This window comes from Methyloceanibacter caenitepidi, from assembly GCF_000828475.1.
Taxonomy (GTDB): Bacteria; Pseudomonadota; Alphaproteobacteria; order Rhizobiales; family Methyloligellaceae; genus Methyloceanibacter; species Methyloceanibacter caenitepidi.
The window spans coordinates 1,844,787-1,863,562 of the sequence record NZ_AP014648.1; the positions used below are offsets into that span (position 1 = coordinate 1,844,787).

The window sequence follows — 18,776 nt, forward strand, 5'->3', positions numbered from 1 at the left end:
AACCTAGGTTGCGCGTACGGGCCGCATCATGAATGCGGGGACGTGGTCGCCCATGCCCACGGGCTGCTTATCGCGGCCTTGGCCGGACCGGGACTTGCCTGCCGAATTCGCTTTCGCCTTGGATGCAGGTTTCGGCGCAGGTTTCGACTTGGAGGCCGGTCGCGCATCGCCGTCCGTGGACTTGCGGTCGGCTTGCTGCTGCTTGGCCGGTTCGGCGGTCTTCGCCTCCGACGACTTCTGACCGCTGCGGCGGGACCGGCCCCCGCGGCGGCGTCCGCGTCCGTTATCACGGCCGGCGCTCTTGGCTTCCTCGGCCTCCTGCGGATCAGGCTCACCATCGACCCACGCGATTTCCTCGCGCAACAGGGCCTCGATCGCCTTCAGGGCCTTGTGGTCCTTCGGCGTCACAAGCATCGCGGCGTGACCCTCACGTCCAGCTCGGCCCGTGCGCCCAATGCGGTGCACGTAGTCCTCGGGATGGACCGGAACGTCGTAGTTGAAGACATGGCTCACTGCCGGAATGTCGAGCCCTCGGGCGGCCACGTCGCTGGCGACGAGGAGGGGAATCTCACCGTTACGGAAGGCATCGAGCGTTGCTGTGCGCTGCCGCTGATCCATGTCGCCGTGCAGCGCGCCCACAGTGAAGCCGTGACGCTGCAGTGACCGAAAAACGACACCCACATCCTTCTTGCGATTGCAGAAGATGATGGCGTTCTTGACGTCTTCCTCCCGGATCAAGCCGCGCAAGGCTTCGCGCTTCTCGGCCGGTTGATCGCCCGTCTTCTTCAGACGCTGCGTGATCGTCGATGCGGCCGAGGCGGGCCGGGCGACTTCGATGCGCTCCGGCGTATGCAGGAAATTGTCCGCGAGGCGCTGGATTTCGGGCGGCATGGTCGCGGAGAAGAAGAGAGTCTGCCGGGTAAAGGGGAGGACCTTGCAGATGCGCTCGATGTCCGGGATGAACCCCATATCGAGCATTCGGTCCGCCTCGTCGACCACGAGAATCTCGATGCTGTTCAGCAGCAGCTTGCCGCGTTCCATATGGTCGAGGAGGCGGCCCGGCGTGGCGATCACGACATCGGCGCCACGGTCCAGTTTCTTGTTCTGCTCCTCGTAGGAGACGCCGCCGATCAGGAGTGCGACGGTCAGCTTGTGGTTCTTGCCGAGAAGTTCGAAGGCTTCGGCGACCTGGGCGGCGAGTTCGCGTGTGGGTTCCAAGATCAGCGTTCGCGGCATCCGCGCTCTGGCCCGTCCGCGTTCGAGGCGCGTCAGCATGGGGAGCACGAAGGAAGCCGTCTTACCGGTACCGGTTTGTGCGATCCCCAAGACATCGCGGCCAGAGACGGCCACGGGTATCGCTTGGGCTTGAATAGGAGTCGGCGTATCGAACCCGGCCGCTTCGACCGCAGATTCGACTTTTGGGCTTAAGCCAAGATTTGAAAAGCTCATGAGTTAGCAAAAATGCGACGCTGGCACTGGCCTTGCGTCTTGTTCTATCGCTACAAAGATTAGCTGTTACGTTTGGCCGGACGCGTTCAACACAGCACCCGATCGTTACGGCCACATGACCGTTGATAGCTTGAGAATGACATAGGCGGCATTGCCGAAACGCGCAAGGGGCAAAAGTTCGCAGTTGTTCCGAGCGTTAAGAACATCGCACCGCGCCTGGCGGTTTCAACAGGATAGAGAAGTCGATGAGGAAGAAAGACTACGCCGACGTTGCCATCAAGCCGCCGATCCTATTTCTCGGCGCTCTTTTGCTTGGCTACGTTCTGACGCTCTGGTTCCCGATCGGGCCGGGCCTTGCGAGGCCGAACGGGCTCGGGCTCACGGTTGGACTGGTCTTCGTAGCGGTGGGCTTCGTCCTGGCGATTCTTCCGGCCCGGCGGTTCTACAAGGCCGGGACCAGCGTCGCACCCGGTGAGCCGTCGACGGTGCTCGTGAAGGAGGGCATCTACAAGGTCACGCGGAACCCGATCTATATCGGTCTGATCCTGATCTATTTCGGCCTGTGCCTGGTGCTCACCAGTATTTGGATGCTGCTGCTGCTCGTCCCGGCGACGATCATCCTCCACCGGGGCGTGGTGAAGCGCGAGGAAGACTACCTCAGCTGGAAATTCGGCGACGCCTACCGCAGCTACATGAGCCAGGTCCCGCGCTGGCTCTGAGGCCGCCGGCGCGCACTCACCGCAGATTGCGTCAGATATCCAGGTCTTCGGTTTCGGCGAAGGCAGCCCGTTCTTGGATGAATTTGAATCGGGCCTCGGGCTTGTTGCCCATGAGCTGGTCGACGGTCTTGGTGGTGCCGGGCCGATCCTCGTCGTCGATCTCCACGCGCAGCAGGGTGCGCGAGGCCGGGTCCATGGTCGTCTCCTTCAGTTGCTTGGGAAGCATTTCACCCAAGCCCTTGAAACGACTCACGTCGACCTTGCCGCGGCCGTTGAAGACCTCCTTCATCAGCGCGTCCTTGTGGGCCTCGTCACGGGCATAGGCGGTCTTGGCGCCCTGGCTCAGCCGGTAGAGCGGCGGCACGGCGAGATAGAGGTGACCATTCTCGATGAGGCCCTTCATCTCCTGGAAGAAGAAGGTGATCAGGAGCGAGGCAATGTGCGCGCCGTCCACATCCGCATCGGTCATGACGACCACCTTCTCGTAGCGTAGATCTTCCTCCCGGTACCGGGTCCGGGTATTGCAGCCGAGCGCCTGGATGAGATCGGCAAGGAGCTGATTGTCGGCAAGCTTGGCGGAGCTCGCACTGGCGACGTTCAGGATTTTCCCGCGCAAGGGCAGCACGGCCTGGGTGGCCCGGTCGCGGGCCTGCTTGGCGGAGCCGCCCGCGGAGTCGCCCTCGACGATGAAGATCTCGGTGCCTTTGGCCCCCGTGGATGAGCAGTCGGCGAGCTTGCCGGGGAGCCGAAGCCGCCGCGTGGCGGTCTGCCGGCTGACCTCCTTCTCCTTGCGGCGGCGAAGACGTTCCTCGGAGCGGTCCACCACCCAGTCAAGCAGCTTGCCGGCTTGGTTTGGATGTCCGGTGAGCCAGTGATCGAAGGCGTCGCGCACGGCGTTTTCGACGATCCTGGCGGCTTCTTGCGTGGCCAGGCGATCCTTGGTCTGCCCCTGGAACTCTGGCTCGCGAATGAAAACCGACAGCATCGCCGCGGCGGTACCGAGCACGTCGTCGCCCGTCACCTGCGAGACGCGCTTCACACCCGTGAGCTCCCCGTACGCTCTCAGGCCCTTGGTGAGGGCGGCGCGCAAGCCCGCTTCGTGAGTGCCGCCGTCGGGCGTCGGCACCGTGTTGCAGTACGAACTAATGAATCCGTCCGCGCTCGCGACCCAGGAGATCGCCCATTCCACCGAGCCGTGGCCTTCGGCCTTTTCCACGCGGCCCGCGAATATGTCATTGGTGACGGTGGTTTGGCCGTTGATGCTGTCGGCGAGAAAGTCCTTGAGCCCACCCGGGAAGTGCAGTTCCGCCTTTTCGGGAACGTCGCTGCCGGCGGAGATCAGGGATCTGTCGCACGACCAGCGGATTTCGACGCCCCGGAACAGATAGGCCTTGGAGCGCGCCATGCGGAACAGGCGGACTGGCTTGAACGCGGCGCCTTTGCCGAAGATTTGCGGATCGGGACGGAAGCGCACGCGTGTGCCCCGACGGTTGTTGATGGAGCCGAGATTTTCCAAGGGGCCGTCTGGAATGCCGCGCGTGTAGGTCTGCCGGTAAAGCTTCTGGCCGCGGGCGACTTCGACCTCCAGGCTTTCCGACAGCGCGTTAGCCACAGACACGCCGACGCCATGCAGACCGCCGCTCGTGGCGTAGACCTTCGAGTCGAATTTGCCGCCCGCATGCAGGGTCGTCATGATGACTTCGAGCGCGGACTTCTTCTTGAATTTCGGGTGAGGGTCGATGGGGATGCCGCGGCCGTTGTCCGACACCGTCAGCGTGCCGTCCTTATCGAGCGATACCTCGATCCGGCTGGCATGGCCCGCCACCGCCTCGTCCATGGCGTTGTCCAGCACCTCTGCGAAGAGGTGGTGCAGCGCCTTTTCGTCGGTCCCGCCGATATACATGCCCGGACGTTTCCGGACGGGCTCAAGACCCTCGAGAACCTCAATATCCGCGGCGGTATACCCGTCCTCGCCACCACTGCTCCTCGCCTTGTGCTTTGCTGGCGCCTTCTCTTGCGTAGGCTTGGCGCGCGCGGCGTTGGACGGCGGGGCGTCGAACAGGTCGTTCGCGGCTGAGGATTTTCGTCTCGGTGCGATCGGTGGAGTCCTCCTGGCGGGGGCGCGTCGGCACCCTCGAAAAACAGAGAATCAGTGACGTTTGGAACGCGATTCTAGCTCGCACGGAGACCCGGCATTTTCAAGGGCCACGGTGTCTCCCGCTCAACGGGCGCCTAAAGCCGGCCGGCATCAGCCGCCGATCTTGCCGCCGCCCGTCCGGGTGATGGCGACGACGGAGGGGCGGGGAGGCATATTCTCCTGGAAGTCCGGCCATCGGGTCGCGGGGTTGTCGAAGCTGGCTTCCTTGCTGCAGTCGAACTTGGAGTCGGTGCGGCCGTCGCAGTAGCCTTTCATGCCGTCGGCGCCGGGGTGCTGCACCGCGACGAACAGCGTTTCGCCGTCCGGCGTGAAACAGGGCCCGCACAGTTCGGCGCCAACGGGGACACGGAAGAACATGCGCGGCGTCCCGCGCCGGATGCCGTGTGTCTCCAGGGCGTAGAGTCCGTCCGCGTGCATGGTCTGCTGCCAATACCGGCCCTGGTCCGTAGCGATCCACAGCCGGCCCTGACAATCCACCGTGGCATTGTCGGGCGAAACGAACCAGCTGTTCTTGGATGTCGCGGCATTCCAATACGCGCCGAGTTCCACGCGATCCGGGTCGCCGCACCGGACCAGGATGTCCCAGGTGAAGCGGTTGGCGCCGAAATCCGCGTCGTCGGGGATGATTTCGATGACGTGGCCGAATCTGTTGTTCGCGCGGGGATTGGCGCGGTTCACGGTCGACGCGTTCCGCTCGACGTTGTTGGTCAGCATGACGTAGACGCGCCCCGTCTTCTCGTTGGGTTGCACGTCTTCGGGCCGGTCCATCTTTGTGGCCTCGACCTGATCCGCAGCCAGGCGAGCGTCGATCAGGATGTCGGCTTGGCTGCAGAACCAGCCATCGCCACTTTGCCGGTCGCCACCGCAATTCTGGGGCGTGAGGGCGACCCACTCACCGGTGCCGTCGTCATTGAATCTGGCAACGGAAAGCGTGCCCGCCGACAGCAGCTTCATGTTCTCGGCCTTCTTGGACGCGTCATCGACATACGTCCCATCGCTGACGAAGCGATAGACGTACTCGCTCTTTGCGTCGTCGCCTGTGAAAACGACGGCCTTGTTTTTCTTGCTGAGGACGGTTTCGGCTCCCTCGTGGAAGAAGCGCCCGAGCGCGGTGTGCTTCACCGGCTTTGAGTGCTTGTCGTAAGGGTCGATTTCCACAATCCATCCGAACCGGTTGGGTTCGTTCGGTTCCTCGTCGACATTGAAGCGGGGGTACTTTCGGCCCCACGGCGTGCCCCGCTTGGGAACCTGATAGCGCCTGTAATTTGCCGGATAGTCCGAGTGATCGCCTTCGATATGCGGATCTCCGTTGGCGTCTTTCTTCTCAGTCCAGAAGAGGTAGTGGAAATTTTCCTCCGCAGCCAGATAGGTTCCCCAAGGCGTCTTGCCGCCGGCGCAGTTGGCGACGGTGCCACGCAAATTGCGTCCGTCGGGATCGTCCTTGGTGCGGAGCCTTTTAAGGGCTTTCTCGTCGTTCGCGACCGGACCATCCAGGGCCATCGGCTCGTTTGCGGTGATGCGCCGGTTCAGGGGGCTGCCGTAGACGACCGTCCACTTGCCATCGAGCTTCTTGATCTCGACGACGCTCACGCCCAACGCGGCCATTTCGACGTCCACCATATCGTCGTCGACGGAGTCGCGGTTCTTGTCGTCCTTGAGGGTCTCGACGCCCGGGAACATGTGCGTCGCCTCGGCATATTCGTGGTTGACGCACAACAGTCCGTGCTCGCTGCTTCCGTCGATCGGGAAGTACGCGATGTAATCGTTGTTGTAGCCGAACCGTTCACGTTGCTCCGAGCCCGACTGCTTCAATGGCTCAAAGGGCGCGTCTTCCTTCGGCTTGCCGAGATGATCGCCCCAGCTGAGAAGAACGAGCGCGTCGTACCCTTCGGCGACATGATGGTTGTCATCGGCGCCGGCCTCTATCTCGTCGAAGGCGAAGCTGGGGGGCGTGAACGCGCCGGGTTCGCTCTCCGCCACACAGGCGGTCTTGGGAGCGGCGAGGGCAGCCGGGCCGAATAGCGCCGTGGCGGCGGTAACGCCGAGTGCGCCTTTGACAAAGTCGCGGCGGTTATACCGGCGGGCGATGACGTCGCCAATCGTGTCCCCGTCGGAAGGACTGGCCGGCGTGTCGTCGATCGCCTCCATGGCGGCAGCCCAACTGGGAAGATCTCGGGAACCCGGCATCGACGACCTCCGTATGCACATCCAGGCAAGACAGCCTGCACGCGTAGTATGACAGCCATGCAACCGTCGTGGACTAGATGATCGCCGCGCGAACCTTCGCTGAGACCCACTCAGACACGGCGACCGTGGCCAGAATAACGATGAAGATGACGGTAACCTCGGCCCAGGCCAAGGCACACAGGGGATATTGGAGCTGAAGCCCGATGCCGCCCGCACCCACGAGCCCGAGGATCGTGGACTCGCGGATATTGATGTCCCAGCGGAACACGGAAATACCCGCGAACGCGGGCGCGATCTGAGGCCAGACGGCATAGTCCATGATCTGCCAGCCCGAGGCGCCGGTCGCACGCACGGCCTCGACCTGGGTCTCGTCGATCTCCTCGATAGCCTCGTAGAGCAGCTTGCCGATGAAGCCGATCGACCGCAGGGCGATGGCGATGATGCCGGCGAGGAGGCCCGGCCCGATGATCGCGACCAGCAGCAGCGCCCAGATCAGCGAGTTGATGGACCGCGAGGCCACGATGATCAGCAACGCCAGTGGGCGGAGCAGGGCCGCGCTCGGCGTCGTATTGCGGGCCGCCAGAAACGCGACGGGCGTCGCCAGCACGATCCCGAGCCCCGTTCCCAGCGTAGCGATATTGATCGTGTCCCAGAGGGGACCCCAGAGGCGATCGAGATAGGACCAGCGGGGCGGCCAGGCGCGCGACAGCAGATCGGCGGCTTGCCGTGGGGCATCCTCCACGAACAGCCAGATCGTGTTCTTGTTCATGACCTGCCAGCTGAAAACGAACAGGACGGCGAGCGCGAGCCAGCCGAACCAGATCGCCCATTGGGCGAGCGGCGTGCGGCGCTGCCACAGAAGTCGGCCGTCTTGCGGGGTCACCGGCATCACTGCACCCACCTACGTAAGTGGCTGGACGCGTATTCGGCGACGAGCACCACGGCGATGATCATGAGGAGGATCGCGCCGGCGGTGTCGTAGTCGTAGCGCGACATGGCCGTGTTGAGCGTGGCGCCGATGCCGCCCGCGCCGACAATGCCGATCACCGCGCTCTCGCGGAAATTGATGTCGAGCCGGTAGAGCGACAGGCCGATCAGGCGCGGCATGACCTGAGGCTGAATGCCGTAATTGACGACCTGCCACCACGTCGCGCCGGTCGCCCGGATGGCCTCGGCCTGCGCCTCCTGGATGTCTTCGATGTCTTCGGCCAGCAGCTTCGCCATGAAGCCGATCGTGGCGAAGGAGAGAGTGAGGAAGCCGGCGAAGGGTCCGAAGCCGAACATGGCGACGAACAGAATGGCGATGATGATTTCCTGGAACGCGCGAGAAAGGGCGATGATGGAGCGGCAGACCGCATAGACGGGCAGGGGCGCGATATTGCGCGCGGCGCCAAGTCCAATGGGGATAGAGATGAGGCAGCCGACCAGGGTGGACGTCACCGTCATGGTCAGGCTCTCCACCATGCCCTGCCAGATATCACGCGAGCGCGACGTGAAATCGGGCGTGAAGAAGCCTTCGAGGACGCGCCAGCCATTGCTGACCCCGTCGAGCACGCGCTGCCAGTTGACGTCCAGCGTCGAGAGTGCGGCGATCAGATACAGGACCAAGCCGAGATAGAGCCCCCAGCGAAGCCATGTATTGCGGATGAGCTGCGGTCGGGACCAGCCGGCGGACGGCGCGGCGGGCCTCATGTCAGCCCGGCCATGCGTTCTTCGCGGTCGTGCCGGTCTTCGGGCGTATCCGGAGTCGCCGCTTGCTCGTCGGCGTGGATCTGCGTCCAGTCCTCTTCGCCGTAGATCTCAGTGAGCACCGCCCGGTCAAGTGCCGCGGGAAGGCCGTCGAAAACGATCTCGCCTGCGCTGAGGCCGATGACGCGATCCGCGAACATCTTGGCCAGCGGCACATCATGCATGCTGATGATCGCCGGCAGGCCGCGCTCGCGGCAGACCTCGCAAATGAGGCGCATGATCTGGCGCGCGGTCTTGGGATCGAGCGACGCGGTCGGCTCATCCACCAGAAGCAGTGCCGGGTCCTGTTCGAGCGCCCTGGCGATGCCCACCCGCTGCCGCTGGCCGCCGGACATGTCGCTTGCCCGCTTGTCGACATGGTCGGCCAGCCCCACGCGGTCGAGAAGCGCGAAAGCCTTGTCCACATCGCCTTGCGGAAAGCGCCGCAGGAACGAGCGCCAGAAGGGCACGTAGCCAAGCCGCCCGGACAGGACGTTCTCCATCACGGTCAGCCGCTCGACCAGCGCATATTCCTGGAAGATCATGCCCATGAGCCGCCGGGCGCGGCGGAGGCCCCGGCCGCCGAGACGCGTGATGTCCGTGCCGTTCAGTTCGACGGTACCGCCGCTCGGTTTCACGAGACGGTTGATGCAGCGGATGAGCGTGGACTTGCCCGAGCCGGAGGGCCCGATCAGAGCCACGACCTGACCCGCCGGCACGTCGAAGGAGACGCCCCGCAGCGCCTCATCGCCGCCCTTGTACCGTTTTGAAAGTGAGGAAACGCGCAGCATATCCTGTCCGGGCGACGCCTGTCGGGCCGTGGGTGGCGCGCATCGTAAGAGAAAGGGGGGAGCCGCGCAAAGACGCCGTCAAACCCTGCCGCAACGGCCAGTCTAGTTGCAGGTATAGGTGACGCCGTTGGCTTCGTCGATCTGGCGGATGACGGCCCAGTCGTCCTTGAACGAGATCGGGATGAACTTGGTGTCGCCGGATTTCGAGAACTCTTCCAGCAGCTTGGTGCCTTTCCAATCGAAGGAGAAGAACGCTTGCCTGATCTTGTCCTGAAGTTCGGGCGTGAGGTTGTAGGCCACGCCGAACCCCGTCGTGGGGAACGTCTGCGAGGTGTAGATGGTCTTGAGTTGGTCTTCCGTGACGAGGCCTCGGTCGATCATCCGGGCCTTGACCGAGTTGGCGACAGCGGCCGCATCGTAGTCTTTGTTGGCCACGCCGAGGATCGAGTTGTCGTGCGCGCCGGAGAAGCGGGGCGTGAAGTCCTTGTCGCGCTCCAAGCCGAATTCGGACTTGAGCAGCGCCGATGGCGCCTTGAACCCGGAGTTCGACGTCTCCGCGGTGAAGGCGAGCACGCGTCCCTTCAGGTCCTCGGGCTTCTCGATGCCCGAGCCCGGATAAGTGATGATCTCCATCTCGTAGCCAAAGCTGCCGTCATCGCTCGCCATCATGGTGAAGGGCCGGAAGCCGGCGCAAGCCACTGCGAGCGGATTGGAGCCGGTGTTCACACCGGCCACGTGCAAACGTCCGGCCCTCATGGCTTCGATCTGCGCTGCGTTGGACTGCACCGGAAAGAACTGCACGGGTTTGCCGGTGACCTCGGACAGGTGGTCGAGAAACTCTTTCCACACGTCCACGTAGACCGCCGGATCCTCCACCGGCGTATAGGCGAAAATCAGCGTGGACGGATCGACCTGGTTCGCGGGGTCCGCCGGAATGTCGGCGATCAGGTCGCCGTCATTGTCCTGGTAGCGGCTGTCGAGCTGGAAAGCCGCATTGGCCGGCAGGCACAAAACCGCCGTAAGGATCAGCGAAACGAGAAAGCGCATCATCATGGGAGCCGTCCTTCGGTTTCCGTCCGCAGATCCCCGCGCGCTCATTGGTTTTTGCGCGGCAGCGGGACTTATAGACACACACGATGGCTGACGCTAATGGCCCGTCGTGACCAATTTGCGAAGAGGAGAGAGCCGTGGCCGAACGTCCCCCTGTCTGTGATTTTGGTTGGAAGGCCCCTGGCTTCTGCCTGGTCGGCGTCGACGGCAAGACCCACACGCTCGACCAGTTGAAGGGGCCGAACGGCACGCTCGTCGCCTTCATCTGCAACCACTGTCCCTACGTCATCGCCGTTGTCGACCGCATCGTTCGCGACGCGCGCGAGCTGGAAGCCCTCGGTGTGAACACGGTTGCGATCTGTTCGAACGACGCAACGACCCATCCGGACGATTCATACGACAACATGAAACGCTTCGCAGAGCAGCACGGCTTCACCTTCCCGTATCTCCACGACGAGAGCCAAGACGTCGCCCATGCCTATGACGCGATGTGCACGCCCGACTTTTTTGGCTTCAACGCCGATCTCGAACTGCAATACCGCGGCCGGCTGGACGCAAGCGGCCGCGATCCCGCGGGCCCTGACGTCAGGCGGGAGCTGTTCGAAGCCATGAAAAAGATCGCGGAAACCGGGCGCGGGCCAAAGGATCAGACCGCCTCCATCGGGTGCTCGATCAAGTGGAAAGCGGCCTGACGCCGCCGCCGCAATTAACCAGCACTTAAGCGTATCGCTTTCCCGTTTCTTTACTCGCTGCTCCCTAAAATTCGTGTCGAATTTGAGAGGATCTCGAGCGTCATGCTGATGCGTTACGCAGCAATTGCCGGGGCAGCCGCCGCCACACTGTTTGGCGCCATTAACTTTGGCGCCGCAGACGCGGACGTGATGCTTGTCGACGCGGGGCACGGCGGGCTCGGCGCCGACGCTCCGGTGTGGGTCCTCGCCATGGTTGTAGGGGGCGCGGTTTATTCGATCTGCCGTGAGGCGACCGTCAGCGTACCGCCAGCGTTCGGAGCTTGGGCCGGCGATAACAAGACGTGGCTTTTTGCGGGTTCAGCACTTCTGGTTCTTGCGGCCTTCGCGCTCGGAACCGGTACGACATAGAGCAGTTTGGGGGAGCCTGGTAGGAACCGAATGGTTTTCGCATCCGACGGGGGAATGCGGAAGAATAAGGCCATAGGTTCCGCAAGGCCGGGCGAAGAGAAGGGGGCGTCCGCATTTCGCGGCCGCCCCCGATTTCGTTTAAAGCGTATTGTGCCGGGGTACGGCTAGACGCTGTAGTACATGTCGTACTCGACCGGGTGAGGCATCATCTCGAAGCGCTCCACCTCTTCCATCTTCAATTCGAGATACGCATCGATCGCGTCGTCGGTGAACACGTTGCCCTTCTTGAGGAAGGCGCGATCCGCGTCCAACGACTCGCACGCCTCGCGCAAGGAGCCGCTGACGGTCGGAACCTTCTCCAGCTCTTCCGGCGGGAGGTCGTACAAATTCTTGTCGATCGCCGAACCCGGATCGAGCTTGTTCTCGATGCCGTCGAGGCCGGCCATCAGCATCGCCGAGAAGGCGAGGTACGGATTGGCGGTCGGATCGGGGAAGCGGACCTCGACGCGTTTGGACTTCGGACCCGTGCCGAGCGGGATACGGCAGGACGCGGAGCGGTTACGCGAGGAGTAGGCCAGGAGCACCGGTGCCTCATAGCCCGGGACCAGCCGCTTGTAGGAGTTGGTGCTCGGGTTGGTATAGGCGTTCAGCGCCTTGGCGTGCTTCAGAATGCCCGCGATGTAGTGCAGGGCGGTATCGGACAGATCCGCGTATTTGTCGCCCGCGAAGGTCGGGCCGCCGTCCTTCCAGATCGACTGATGCACATGCATACCCGAGCCGTTGTCGCCGAAGACCGGCTTCGGCATGAAGGTGGCGCTCTTGCCGTAGACGTGGGCCACGTTGTGGATCACGTACTTGTAGATCTGCATGGCATCGCCGGTCTGGATGATGGGACCGAACTTGATGCCAAGCTCGTGCTGGGCCGCGCCCACCTCGTGGTGGTGCTTCTCGGTGACGACACCCATCTCCGCCATGACGGAGAGCATCTCCGACCGCAGATCCTGCGCGGAGTCGACCGGCGGCACCGGGAAATAGCCGCCCTTCGTGCGCGGACGATGACCGAGATTGCCCATCTCGTATTCCGTGCCCGTATTGGTCGGCAGTTCCGTCGAGTCTACCCGAAAACCGCAATTGTACGGCTCGGCCGAGAAGCGCACGTCGTCGAATACGAAGAACTCGGCTTCGGGGCCGAACACCGCCGTGTCGCCCACGCCGGTCTGTTGCATATACGCCTGAGCCTTGCCGGCGATGCCGCGCGGATCGCGCTCGTAGGGCTCGTTGGTCAGCGGCTCGAGAACGTCGCAAAAGACGGCGAGCGTGCTCTGCGCGAAAAAGGGATCGATGACGGCTGAATTGCAGTCCGGCATCAGCTTCATGTCGGACTCGTTGATCGCCTTCCAACCGGCGATCGAGGAGCCGTCGAACATCACGCCTTCGGCGAACGCTTCCTCGTCCATGAGGCTCGCATCCATCGTGACGTGCTGCATCTTGCCCCTGGGATCAGTGAAGCGCAGGTCGACGAATTTGATCTCTTCGTCTTTGATCTTTTTGGCGGTGCTACTTGCGTCTGCCATTTTCTCTCCCTTCCACGAATGACACCCTCGCCGCCTCGTACGAGGCGGCGACAGGTTGCTCCAGTTATGTGAGAGTTATGAGTGAAATGGGGCAGATGGGCCAGTCTAATTGCGATTAGATGGCATCGTCCCCGGTCTCGCCGGTGCGAATGCGCACGGCCTCCTCGACCTGGGAGACAAAGATCTTTCCATCGCCGATGCGGCCGGTCTTCGCCGACGACACGATTGCGTCGACGGCCTTGTCGACCATGTTGTCCACGAGCACGAGCTCAAGCTTCACTTTTGGCAGGAAATCCACCACGTATTCGGCGCCGCGATAGAGTTCGGTGTGACCCTTCTGACGGCCGAAGCCCTTGGCTTCAGTGACGGTAATGCCCTGAAGACCAATCTCCTGAAGAGCCTCCTTCACTTCATCAAGCTTGAACGGCTTGATGATCGCTTCGATCTTTTTCATTCTCCGTAATACCTCCCAGTCTAGTGTTGCAGCGCCTTGCCGCGTCGTGCACCGCCTCGCAGATCGTAGTCAGGACCAAGCCTTAGCACACCCTATGCCAATCTAATGGGCGGACGATTAATACACAGAATCATCATCTTAGAAGATTTACGCAAAATGTGGAGGCGACGCGGGTCAAGTTGATGGCGACGCAATAGGCAGTACGCATAAAAACTAGGCAGATGCAACGCCCCCCAAGACTTCACCGGCCAATGGCTTGGTGTTTCGAAGCTCTCATCTCGTAGGCAGGACGATGCTGGAACTGTTAACCGCGAAAGAAATGGGCCACGCCGACAAACTGGCTATAGAAGGCGGGGTTGCTGGCGCTGTCCTCATGGAGAACGCTGGCCGAAGTGTCGCCGACGAGGTCTCGCGCCGGTTTCCAGACGCCTCGACAGTCGCGATACTTTGCGGCCCAGGTAACAACGGGGGCGATGGCTTTGTCGCGGCGCGCCAGCTTTTGGAGCGCGGTTATTTCGTTCGCCTCGGCTTCGATGGCGATCCGAGCAAGCTGCCGGAAGACGCAGCCGCCATGGCGGCGCGCTGCACGGGCGCCATTCACCCTCTCGATCCCGTCTTGTTCGAAAAGGCGGATGTCATCGTCGATGGCTTGTTTGGCGCGGGTCTCGCGCGGCCCATCGATGGCAAGTTCGCCGTCCTGATCGATGCGGCGAACGCGAGCGGGATTCCGATCATCGCCATCGACGTGCCGAGCGGCATCGACGGCACCACCGGCATGATCCTGGGCACGGCGATCCGTGCACTGAGTTCGGTCACCTTCTTCCGGTTCAAGCCAGGGCATTTCCTGATGCCCGGCCATCTGCATTGTGGCGAACTCCACCTCGCGGATATCGGAATCCCGGACGAGGTGCTCGAGACGGTGAAACCGACGCTCTATGCCAATGAGCCGGGCTTGTGGCTCGACCGCTATCCGTGGCCGACGGTTCTGGGCCACAAATATCTGCGGGGCCATGCCGTTGTGGCTTCAGGGCCTGCCGATGCGACGGGAGCGGCCCGGCTGGCCGCGCGCAGCGCCTTGCGGGCCGGGGCAGGGCTCGTGACGGTCGCATCGCCCCGCAATGCGCTGGCCGTGAACGCAGCGCAATTGACAGCGGTAATGCTTCGGGAGGCGGACGGTCCTCAAGGGCTCGAGGCACTTCTCTCCGACGCCCGCAAGAACGCTTTCCTGATAGGGCCCGCCCACGGCGTTGGCGAGGAAACGCGGCAGATGGTGTTGACGGCCCTGAGGGCCGAACCGGCTGTGGTGCTGGATGCCGATGCGCTCACCTCATTCGCGGAAAAGCCTGAAGAGCTGTTCGATGCCACTCGGGGCCGAAAAGCCCCGGTCGTGATGACGCCGCACGCGGGCGAGTTCGCGCGGCTCTTTGGCGATATACCGGAAGCCTCGAAAGTCGACCGGACACGGACTGCCGCATCGCGCTCCGGCGCCACCGTGATCCTGAAAGGTCCCGACACGGTGATTGCAGCCCCCGATGGGCGCGCCGCCATCGATACGAACGGCACGCCGTGGCTCGCAACGGCAGGCTCGGGCGATGCGATGGCGGGGATGGTGCTCGCTATGCTGGCGCAGGGCCTTGGCGGGTTCGATGCCGGCTGTATCGCCGTTTGGATGCACGGTCAGGCGGCGAAACTCTTCGGGCCCGGTCTGATCGCGGAGGATCTTCCCGAGCTGATCCCGGAAGTCCTTGAGGACCTTGAAGAATATGGGAATTGCGGTTAGGGGGCACGGCGCGGTTTTCGCGACCGTTTGTTGACATACTCGTCCGTTATGAGGGACATCTAGACGCGGCACCGCATCGCGTTGTGCCGTCAGGGTTCTGGGAACCGCCTAAGCGAAGGATCGCTCGCGATCATGGGCCGCAATCGCCCCTCAAAGAGCCGTCTGCACATAAAGACACTTGTCCTCGGCGCCGCCTTCGTCGCGGCTGCGGCAGGGATGGCCGACGCTGCTGATCAAGTACTGTTGCGCGCGCGCGAGGGCGCGGCAGCCATGCTCCGCGGACAGTACGATCGAGCCGTAGCGCTGTACGACGAAGCCGTCGGTACGCCCGACGTTTCCAAATTCGTCCTCGCCAGCATCTACAGCGACCGCGGTGTCGCCAAATGGCGGATGAAGCAGACGAAAGAAGCGATCGACGATTTCAACGAATCCATCCAGCTCGCGCCAGACAATGCCATCGTCTACAACAACCGCGGTAACGCGCTGATGGATCTCGGCCATCCGGAAGAGGCCATCAAAGACTTCGATCGCGCGATAGTCTTGGATCCCAACTACGGGGCAGCCTACAACAACCGCGGCAACGCCTATGCCGCTCTGCAAAACTACGACGCCGCCTTCCAGTCCTTCCGCAAGGCCACGGCACTCCTGTCCCGCACAGCTGCGCCCTATAACGGGCGGGGGCGCGCTCACATGGAGCGGGACCGGTACCACGCCGCGCTGCGCGACCTTGACCGGTCGATCAAGATCGATCCCAAACTCGCGGCGGCTTACCGCAATCGTGCAGCGGTCAATTTCGAGCTGGGTAATTATGCCGACGCCGCCGAGGATGCGACGGAGGCTCTCGATCTCGAGCCCGAGCAAGACAAGGCCAAGCTCTTCATGCTGAGGGCGCGCGCATATGCGGCAGAGAACAGCTTCCGCGAGGGCATTGCCGATTTCGATCGCGTTCTCGACCTCGAGCCGGAAAAGGTCGATGCCTTCATGGAACGCGGCGAGCTACTCGCCAAGAACAAGCGCTACGATGCGGCCATCGAGGACTTTACGAAAGTCCTCGAATTGGAGCCGAAGAACGCCAAAGCCTATGCCCTGCGCGGCGAGACCAAGCTCTATGACCGGAAGGCGGACGAAGGGTATATCGACGTCAACATCGCGCTCATCCTGGAGCCCGACGACCCGCGGGCGCTTCGCATAAGAGGCGACATCTTCCGCGAGCAGAACCGAACCGAGAATGCGGTCGCCGACTATCAGAAGGCAGCGTCGTTGGATCCGTTTGACGAAGAGGCGCGGGCCGCTCTGGAACGGCTTAAGGCGCCGGTTCCCCCCGACACCAGGAAGCCCTTGGGCGAGCCCGTCGCCGGCTGGATCATCACCGAGAAGTCTCCGGGGCGTTACGTGGCGACGAACGCCGACTATCGCGGCGTCACAGTCCCCATGGAGATGTTCGGTGCAGGAAAGCCGAAGCTCCTGGCATGGGATAAACTCAAGGGCGCCCAGTCGAACATAGGGCTTCTGCGATACGACGCGGGGACGCCGACCGGCGATGGCAGCTTTGAGTATGTCGCCGTCATCGACACGAGGAAGCAGGAGGTCCTGGCGATCGAGCCCGAGCGCTGGGGCGACAAAGCGGCGACTTGGACATGGCAGACAGCTTCGCTTTCGGTCACGGACCCGGACGGAAATGTCAGCGAAGTGGCGTTGCGGCCGGAACGGACCCGGAGTGCGCCGGTGGCGCGGCGCCGGCGCGACGACGGCGGTGGCTTCTTTGGGTTTGCGCAGCAGCAACCCCAGCGTCAGCAGCCTCGCCAGCGTGCGCGCCGCAGAGGTGGACAAGGCGGGAGCCCGCTCGACTGGTTGTTCCGCTAATGGGCCGGCATACGTGGCTGGCAGAGCGGCGCTTTCCGGGATAACACGTCAGGGATGACTCACTTTCTTGCCAGCGTCCGGAACGCGGCGGAGGCCGAATGTGTCCTCGCCGCGGGTGCCGACATCGTAGACCTCAAGGAGCCCGACGAAGGGGCGCTCGGCGCCGTCGCGCCAAGCGTAGTCCGCGCGTGCCTGAGAACGATTGGCGGGCGCAAGCCTGTCAGCGCGACCGTCGGCGATCTGCCCATGAACCCAGCGGTCGTCACGGATGCCGTTGCGGCCACGGCCGAGCTTGGCGTGGATACCGTCAAACTCGGGATTTTGGTAGGTGGCGATCCGTGGGGCTGTTTCGAGGTTCTTGGGAGCCTGGGGACGCCTGCGGATCTGGTCCTGGTTTTCTTCGGCGATATGCCAACGGACATCGATCCGGTCGAAGCAGCGAGGGCAAGCGGTGCAAACGGTGTAATGCTGGACACTGCCGGAAAGGAACGAGGATCGCTAACCGACCATATGACGTTGGGCGAGATCGGGCGCTTCGTAGACAGGGCGCACCACGCAGGACTGCAGGTTGGTCTCGCCGGCTCGCTCCGCCCCCACCATGTGCAGCCGCTGCTTGGGCTTAGGCCTGACGTAATCGGCTTTCGAGGGGCGCTGTGTGAGCAGAGTGCGCGTGGGTCTAACCTCGATCCCAACGCTTGCGCCGAGATCGGCCGGCTCGTGGCCGCCGGGGGAACGGCCACGGAAGCCCGTTTCGAGGCGCACGCAACCTCCGCGGTGTGGTAGAGCATCAACTCAGTTCGGCCGAGAGAGCCGGGCAGAGGCGAGGAGGAGACCGGAGCGCGGAATGGAACGAAGACTGGGACATGTGAGTACGGCGAGCGCCACTGGTGAGCCCTTGGACCGCATTTTCGTGCACGATTATGTGCTCGAAGTGGAAATCGGCGTTCACCACAATGAGAGGGGTGTCACCCAGCGCGTTCGCTTTTCGGTCGACATCGACATTAAGTCGGATCCCACGGCCCTTGAAGACGATATCGACCGGACCCTGGACTACGACTATGTCATCAACGGCATCAAGGCGATCATCTCTCGCGGTCACATCAATCTCGTCGAGACACTCGCCGAGGACGTCGCGCAGCATTGCATCTCTCATCCGCGCGCGGAGCGCGTCGAAGTGATGATCGAGAAACTCGACAAGGACCCGGGCTCGGTGGGCGTTCAGATCGTCCGGAGTAAGCAGGAGGCCTAGACATGCGCGCAGCATTGCAGGCCTCCGCGCCGGCTCTTGAACCGGACGACTTCCAGCCCGCCGTGGTGAAGCTCGGCGGCAGTATCGTGCGTGGCGGTACACTTGCTGGCTGGCTCGAAGTGATCGCGGATGTGCAGCGTCCGATCGTGGTCGTTCCGGGCGGAGGCGCGCTCGCCGACGAAGTGCGGCATTGTCAGCGCCAATTGGGTTTCGGCGACGCGACGGCCCATCGCATGGCGCTGTTGGCTATGGATCAGCTCGCCTGGGCCATCGCCGGTATGACGCCGGGCTACGAAGTCGGCTCGACAATCGAAGATCTCCGCAAAATCCATCGGCGGGGCCTCGTCTCCGTTTGGGCGCCGTCGGTTTATCTCGCGGACCGGACGGATGTCGAAGCGACCTGGCGGTTGACCTCCGACAGCCTTGCGTTGTGGCTCGCAGGTAAACTCGGTGCTCAATCCTGCTGCGTCGTAAAATCAGGGTCGATTGCGCATCGGCCGCTAAGCGCGGATTCGCTGCGTCATGACGGTATTGTCGACGAGGCCTTTCCGGCCATGCTTCGAGAGACCGGCGTCTCCGCTGCGATGTTCGGACAAGGCGATGAGAGCGATCTCGCCGCCTTTCTTGCGGGTGAGAGCCCGGCGCCAATGCCGGTCACCGCGTGAGCGTGCCGG

General features: G+C 63.1%; 17 protein-coding genes. 8 read left to right on the top strand and 9 right to left on the bottom strand.

Annotation, left to right across the window (positions count from 1 at the left end):
- Positions 1-3: 3 nt before the first annotated feature.
- On the bottom strand, positions 4-1,449 hold the full coding sequence (locus tag GL4_RS08495) for a DEAD/DEAH box helicase (RefSeq protein WP_045366656.1): 1,446 nt from the start codon (positions 1,447-1,449) through the stop codon (positions 4-6).
- 245 nt (positions 1,450-1,694) lie between these two features.
- Between GL4_RS08495 and GL4_RS08500 the strand changes: the two genes are divergently transcribed.
- Positions 1,695-2,168, top strand: a complete 474-nt coding sequence (locus GL4_RS08500) for a methyltransferase family protein (RefSeq protein WP_045366659.1) — start codon at positions 1,695-1,697, stop codon at positions 2,166-2,168.
- Between the two features lie 31 nt (positions 2,169-2,199).
- On the opposite strand, the gene parE is transcribed toward GL4_RS08500, so the two are convergent.
- The 6 genes from parE to phnD all read right to left on the bottom strand — a co-directional run bounded on the left by parE (position 2,200) and on the right by phnD (position 10,079).
- Positions 2,200-4,266 carry a DNA topoisomerase IV subunit B gene (parE, locus tag GL4_RS08505; protein ID WP_082025580.1) on the bottom strand — a complete coding sequence of 689 codons (2,067 nt, stop codon included), beginning with the start codon at positions 4,264-4,266 and terminating at the stop codon, positions 2,200-2,202.
- A gap of 150 nt (positions 4,267-4,416) precedes the next feature.
- Positions 4,417-6,513, bottom strand: coding sequence for a PhoX family protein (locus GL4_RS08510; RefSeq protein WP_045366664.1), 2,097 nt, complete (start codon positions 6,511-6,513; stop codon positions 4,417-4,419).
- A gap of 73 nt (positions 6,514-6,586) precedes the next feature.
- Positions 6,587-7,402, bottom strand: a complete 816-nt coding sequence (gene phnE, locus GL4_RS08515; protein ID WP_045366666.1) for a phosphonate ABC transporter, permease protein PhnE — start codon at positions 7,400-7,402, stop codon at positions 6,587-6,589.
- Positions 7,402-8,205 carry a phosphonate ABC transporter, permease protein PhnE gene (gene phnE, locus GL4_RS08520; protein WP_045366668.1) on the bottom strand — a complete coding sequence of 268 codons (804 nt, stop codon included), beginning with the start codon at positions 8,203-8,205 and terminating at the stop codon, positions 7,402-7,404. Before phnE (GL4_RS08520) ends, phnE (GL4_RS08515) begins: the two co-directional genes overlap by 1 nt.
- Entirely contained in the window at positions 8,202-9,032 is an 831-nt protein-coding gene (gene phnC, locus GL4_RS08525; RefSeq protein WP_045366671.1) for a phosphonate ABC transporter ATP-binding protein, read from the bottom strand. The genes phnE (GL4_RS08520) and phnC overlap by 4 nt, the downstream gene beginning before the upstream one ends.
- Before the next feature lie 102 nt (positions 9,033-9,134).
- On the bottom strand, positions 9,135-10,079 hold the full coding sequence (gene phnD, locus GL4_RS08530; protein WP_082025782.1) for a phosphate/phosphite/phosphonate ABC transporter substrate-binding protein: 945 nt from the start codon (positions 10,077-10,079) through the stop codon (positions 9,135-9,137).
- Positions 10,080-10,219: 140 nt separating this feature from the next.
- Here phnD and GL4_RS08535 point away from each other — a divergent pair, with 140 nt between their 5' ends.
- Both GL4_RS08535 and GL4_RS08540 read left to right on the top strand, forming a co-directional pair.
- Positions 10,220-10,774 (top strand): thioredoxin family protein, encoded by a 555-nt coding sequence (locus GL4_RS08535; protein ID WP_045366673.1) that lies wholly within the window; start codon positions 10,220-10,222, stop codon positions 10,772-10,774.
- A gap of 102 nt (positions 10,775-10,876) precedes the next feature.
- Positions 10,877-11,182: a hypothetical protein gene (locus GL4_RS08540; protein ID WP_045366675.1), complete on the top strand. Its 306-nt coding sequence runs from the start codon at positions 10,877-10,879 to the stop codon at positions 11,180-11,182.
- 164 nt (positions 11,183-11,346) lie between these two features.
- Here GL4_RS08540 and glnA read toward each other — a convergent pair whose 3' ends face one another.
- Both glnA and GL4_RS08550 read right to left on the bottom strand, forming a co-directional pair.
- Positions 11,347-12,756, bottom strand: a complete 1,410-nt coding sequence (gene glnA / locus GL4_RS08545) for a type I glutamate--ammonia ligase (RefSeq protein WP_045366677.1) — start codon at positions 12,754-12,756, stop codon at positions 11,347-11,349.
- Between the two features lie 115 nt (positions 12,757-12,871).
- Positions 12,872-13,210 carry a P-II family nitrogen regulator gene (locus tag GL4_RS08550; RefSeq protein WP_045366679.1) on the bottom strand — a complete coding sequence of 113 codons (339 nt, stop codon included), beginning with the start codon at positions 13,208-13,210 and terminating at the stop codon, positions 12,872-12,874.
- Between the two features lie 292 nt (positions 13,211-13,502).
- Here GL4_RS08550 and GL4_RS08555 point away from each other — a divergent pair, with 292 nt between their 5' ends.
- From GL4_RS08555 to GL4_RS08575, 5 genes are all read left to right on the top strand, one after another.
- Complete coding sequence (locus GL4_RS08555) at positions 13,503-14,990, top strand: NAD(P)H-hydrate dehydratase (protein ID WP_172653325.1); 1,488 nt, start codon at positions 13,503-13,505, stop codon at positions 14,988-14,990.
- Between the two features lie 132 nt (positions 14,991-15,122).
- Complete coding sequence (locus GL4_RS08560) at positions 15,123-16,853, top strand: tetratricopeptide repeat protein (protein ID WP_045366682.1); 1,731 nt, start codon at positions 15,123-15,125, stop codon at positions 16,851-16,853.
- 54 nt (positions 16,854-16,907) lie between these two features.
- Positions 16,908-17,636 (top strand): (5-formylfuran-3-yl)methyl phosphate synthase, encoded by a 729-nt coding sequence (locus GL4_RS08565; protein WP_045366684.1) that lies wholly within the window; start codon positions 16,908-16,910, stop codon positions 17,634-17,636.
- 61 nt (positions 17,637-17,697) lie between these two features.
- The gene (locus GL4_RS08570; protein ID WP_045366686.1) at positions 17,698-18,102 is read left to right on the top strand and encodes a dihydroneopterin aldolase; all 405 of its coding nucleotides are present in this window, start codon (positions 17,698-17,700) and stop codon (positions 18,100-18,102) included.
- A 2-nt stretch (positions 18,103-18,104) separates the two neighbouring features.
- Entirely contained in the window at positions 18,105-18,767 is a 663-nt protein-coding gene (locus GL4_RS08575; protein WP_045366688.1) for an amino acid kinase family protein, read from the top strand.
- Positions 18,768-18,776: the final 9 nt, after the last annotated feature.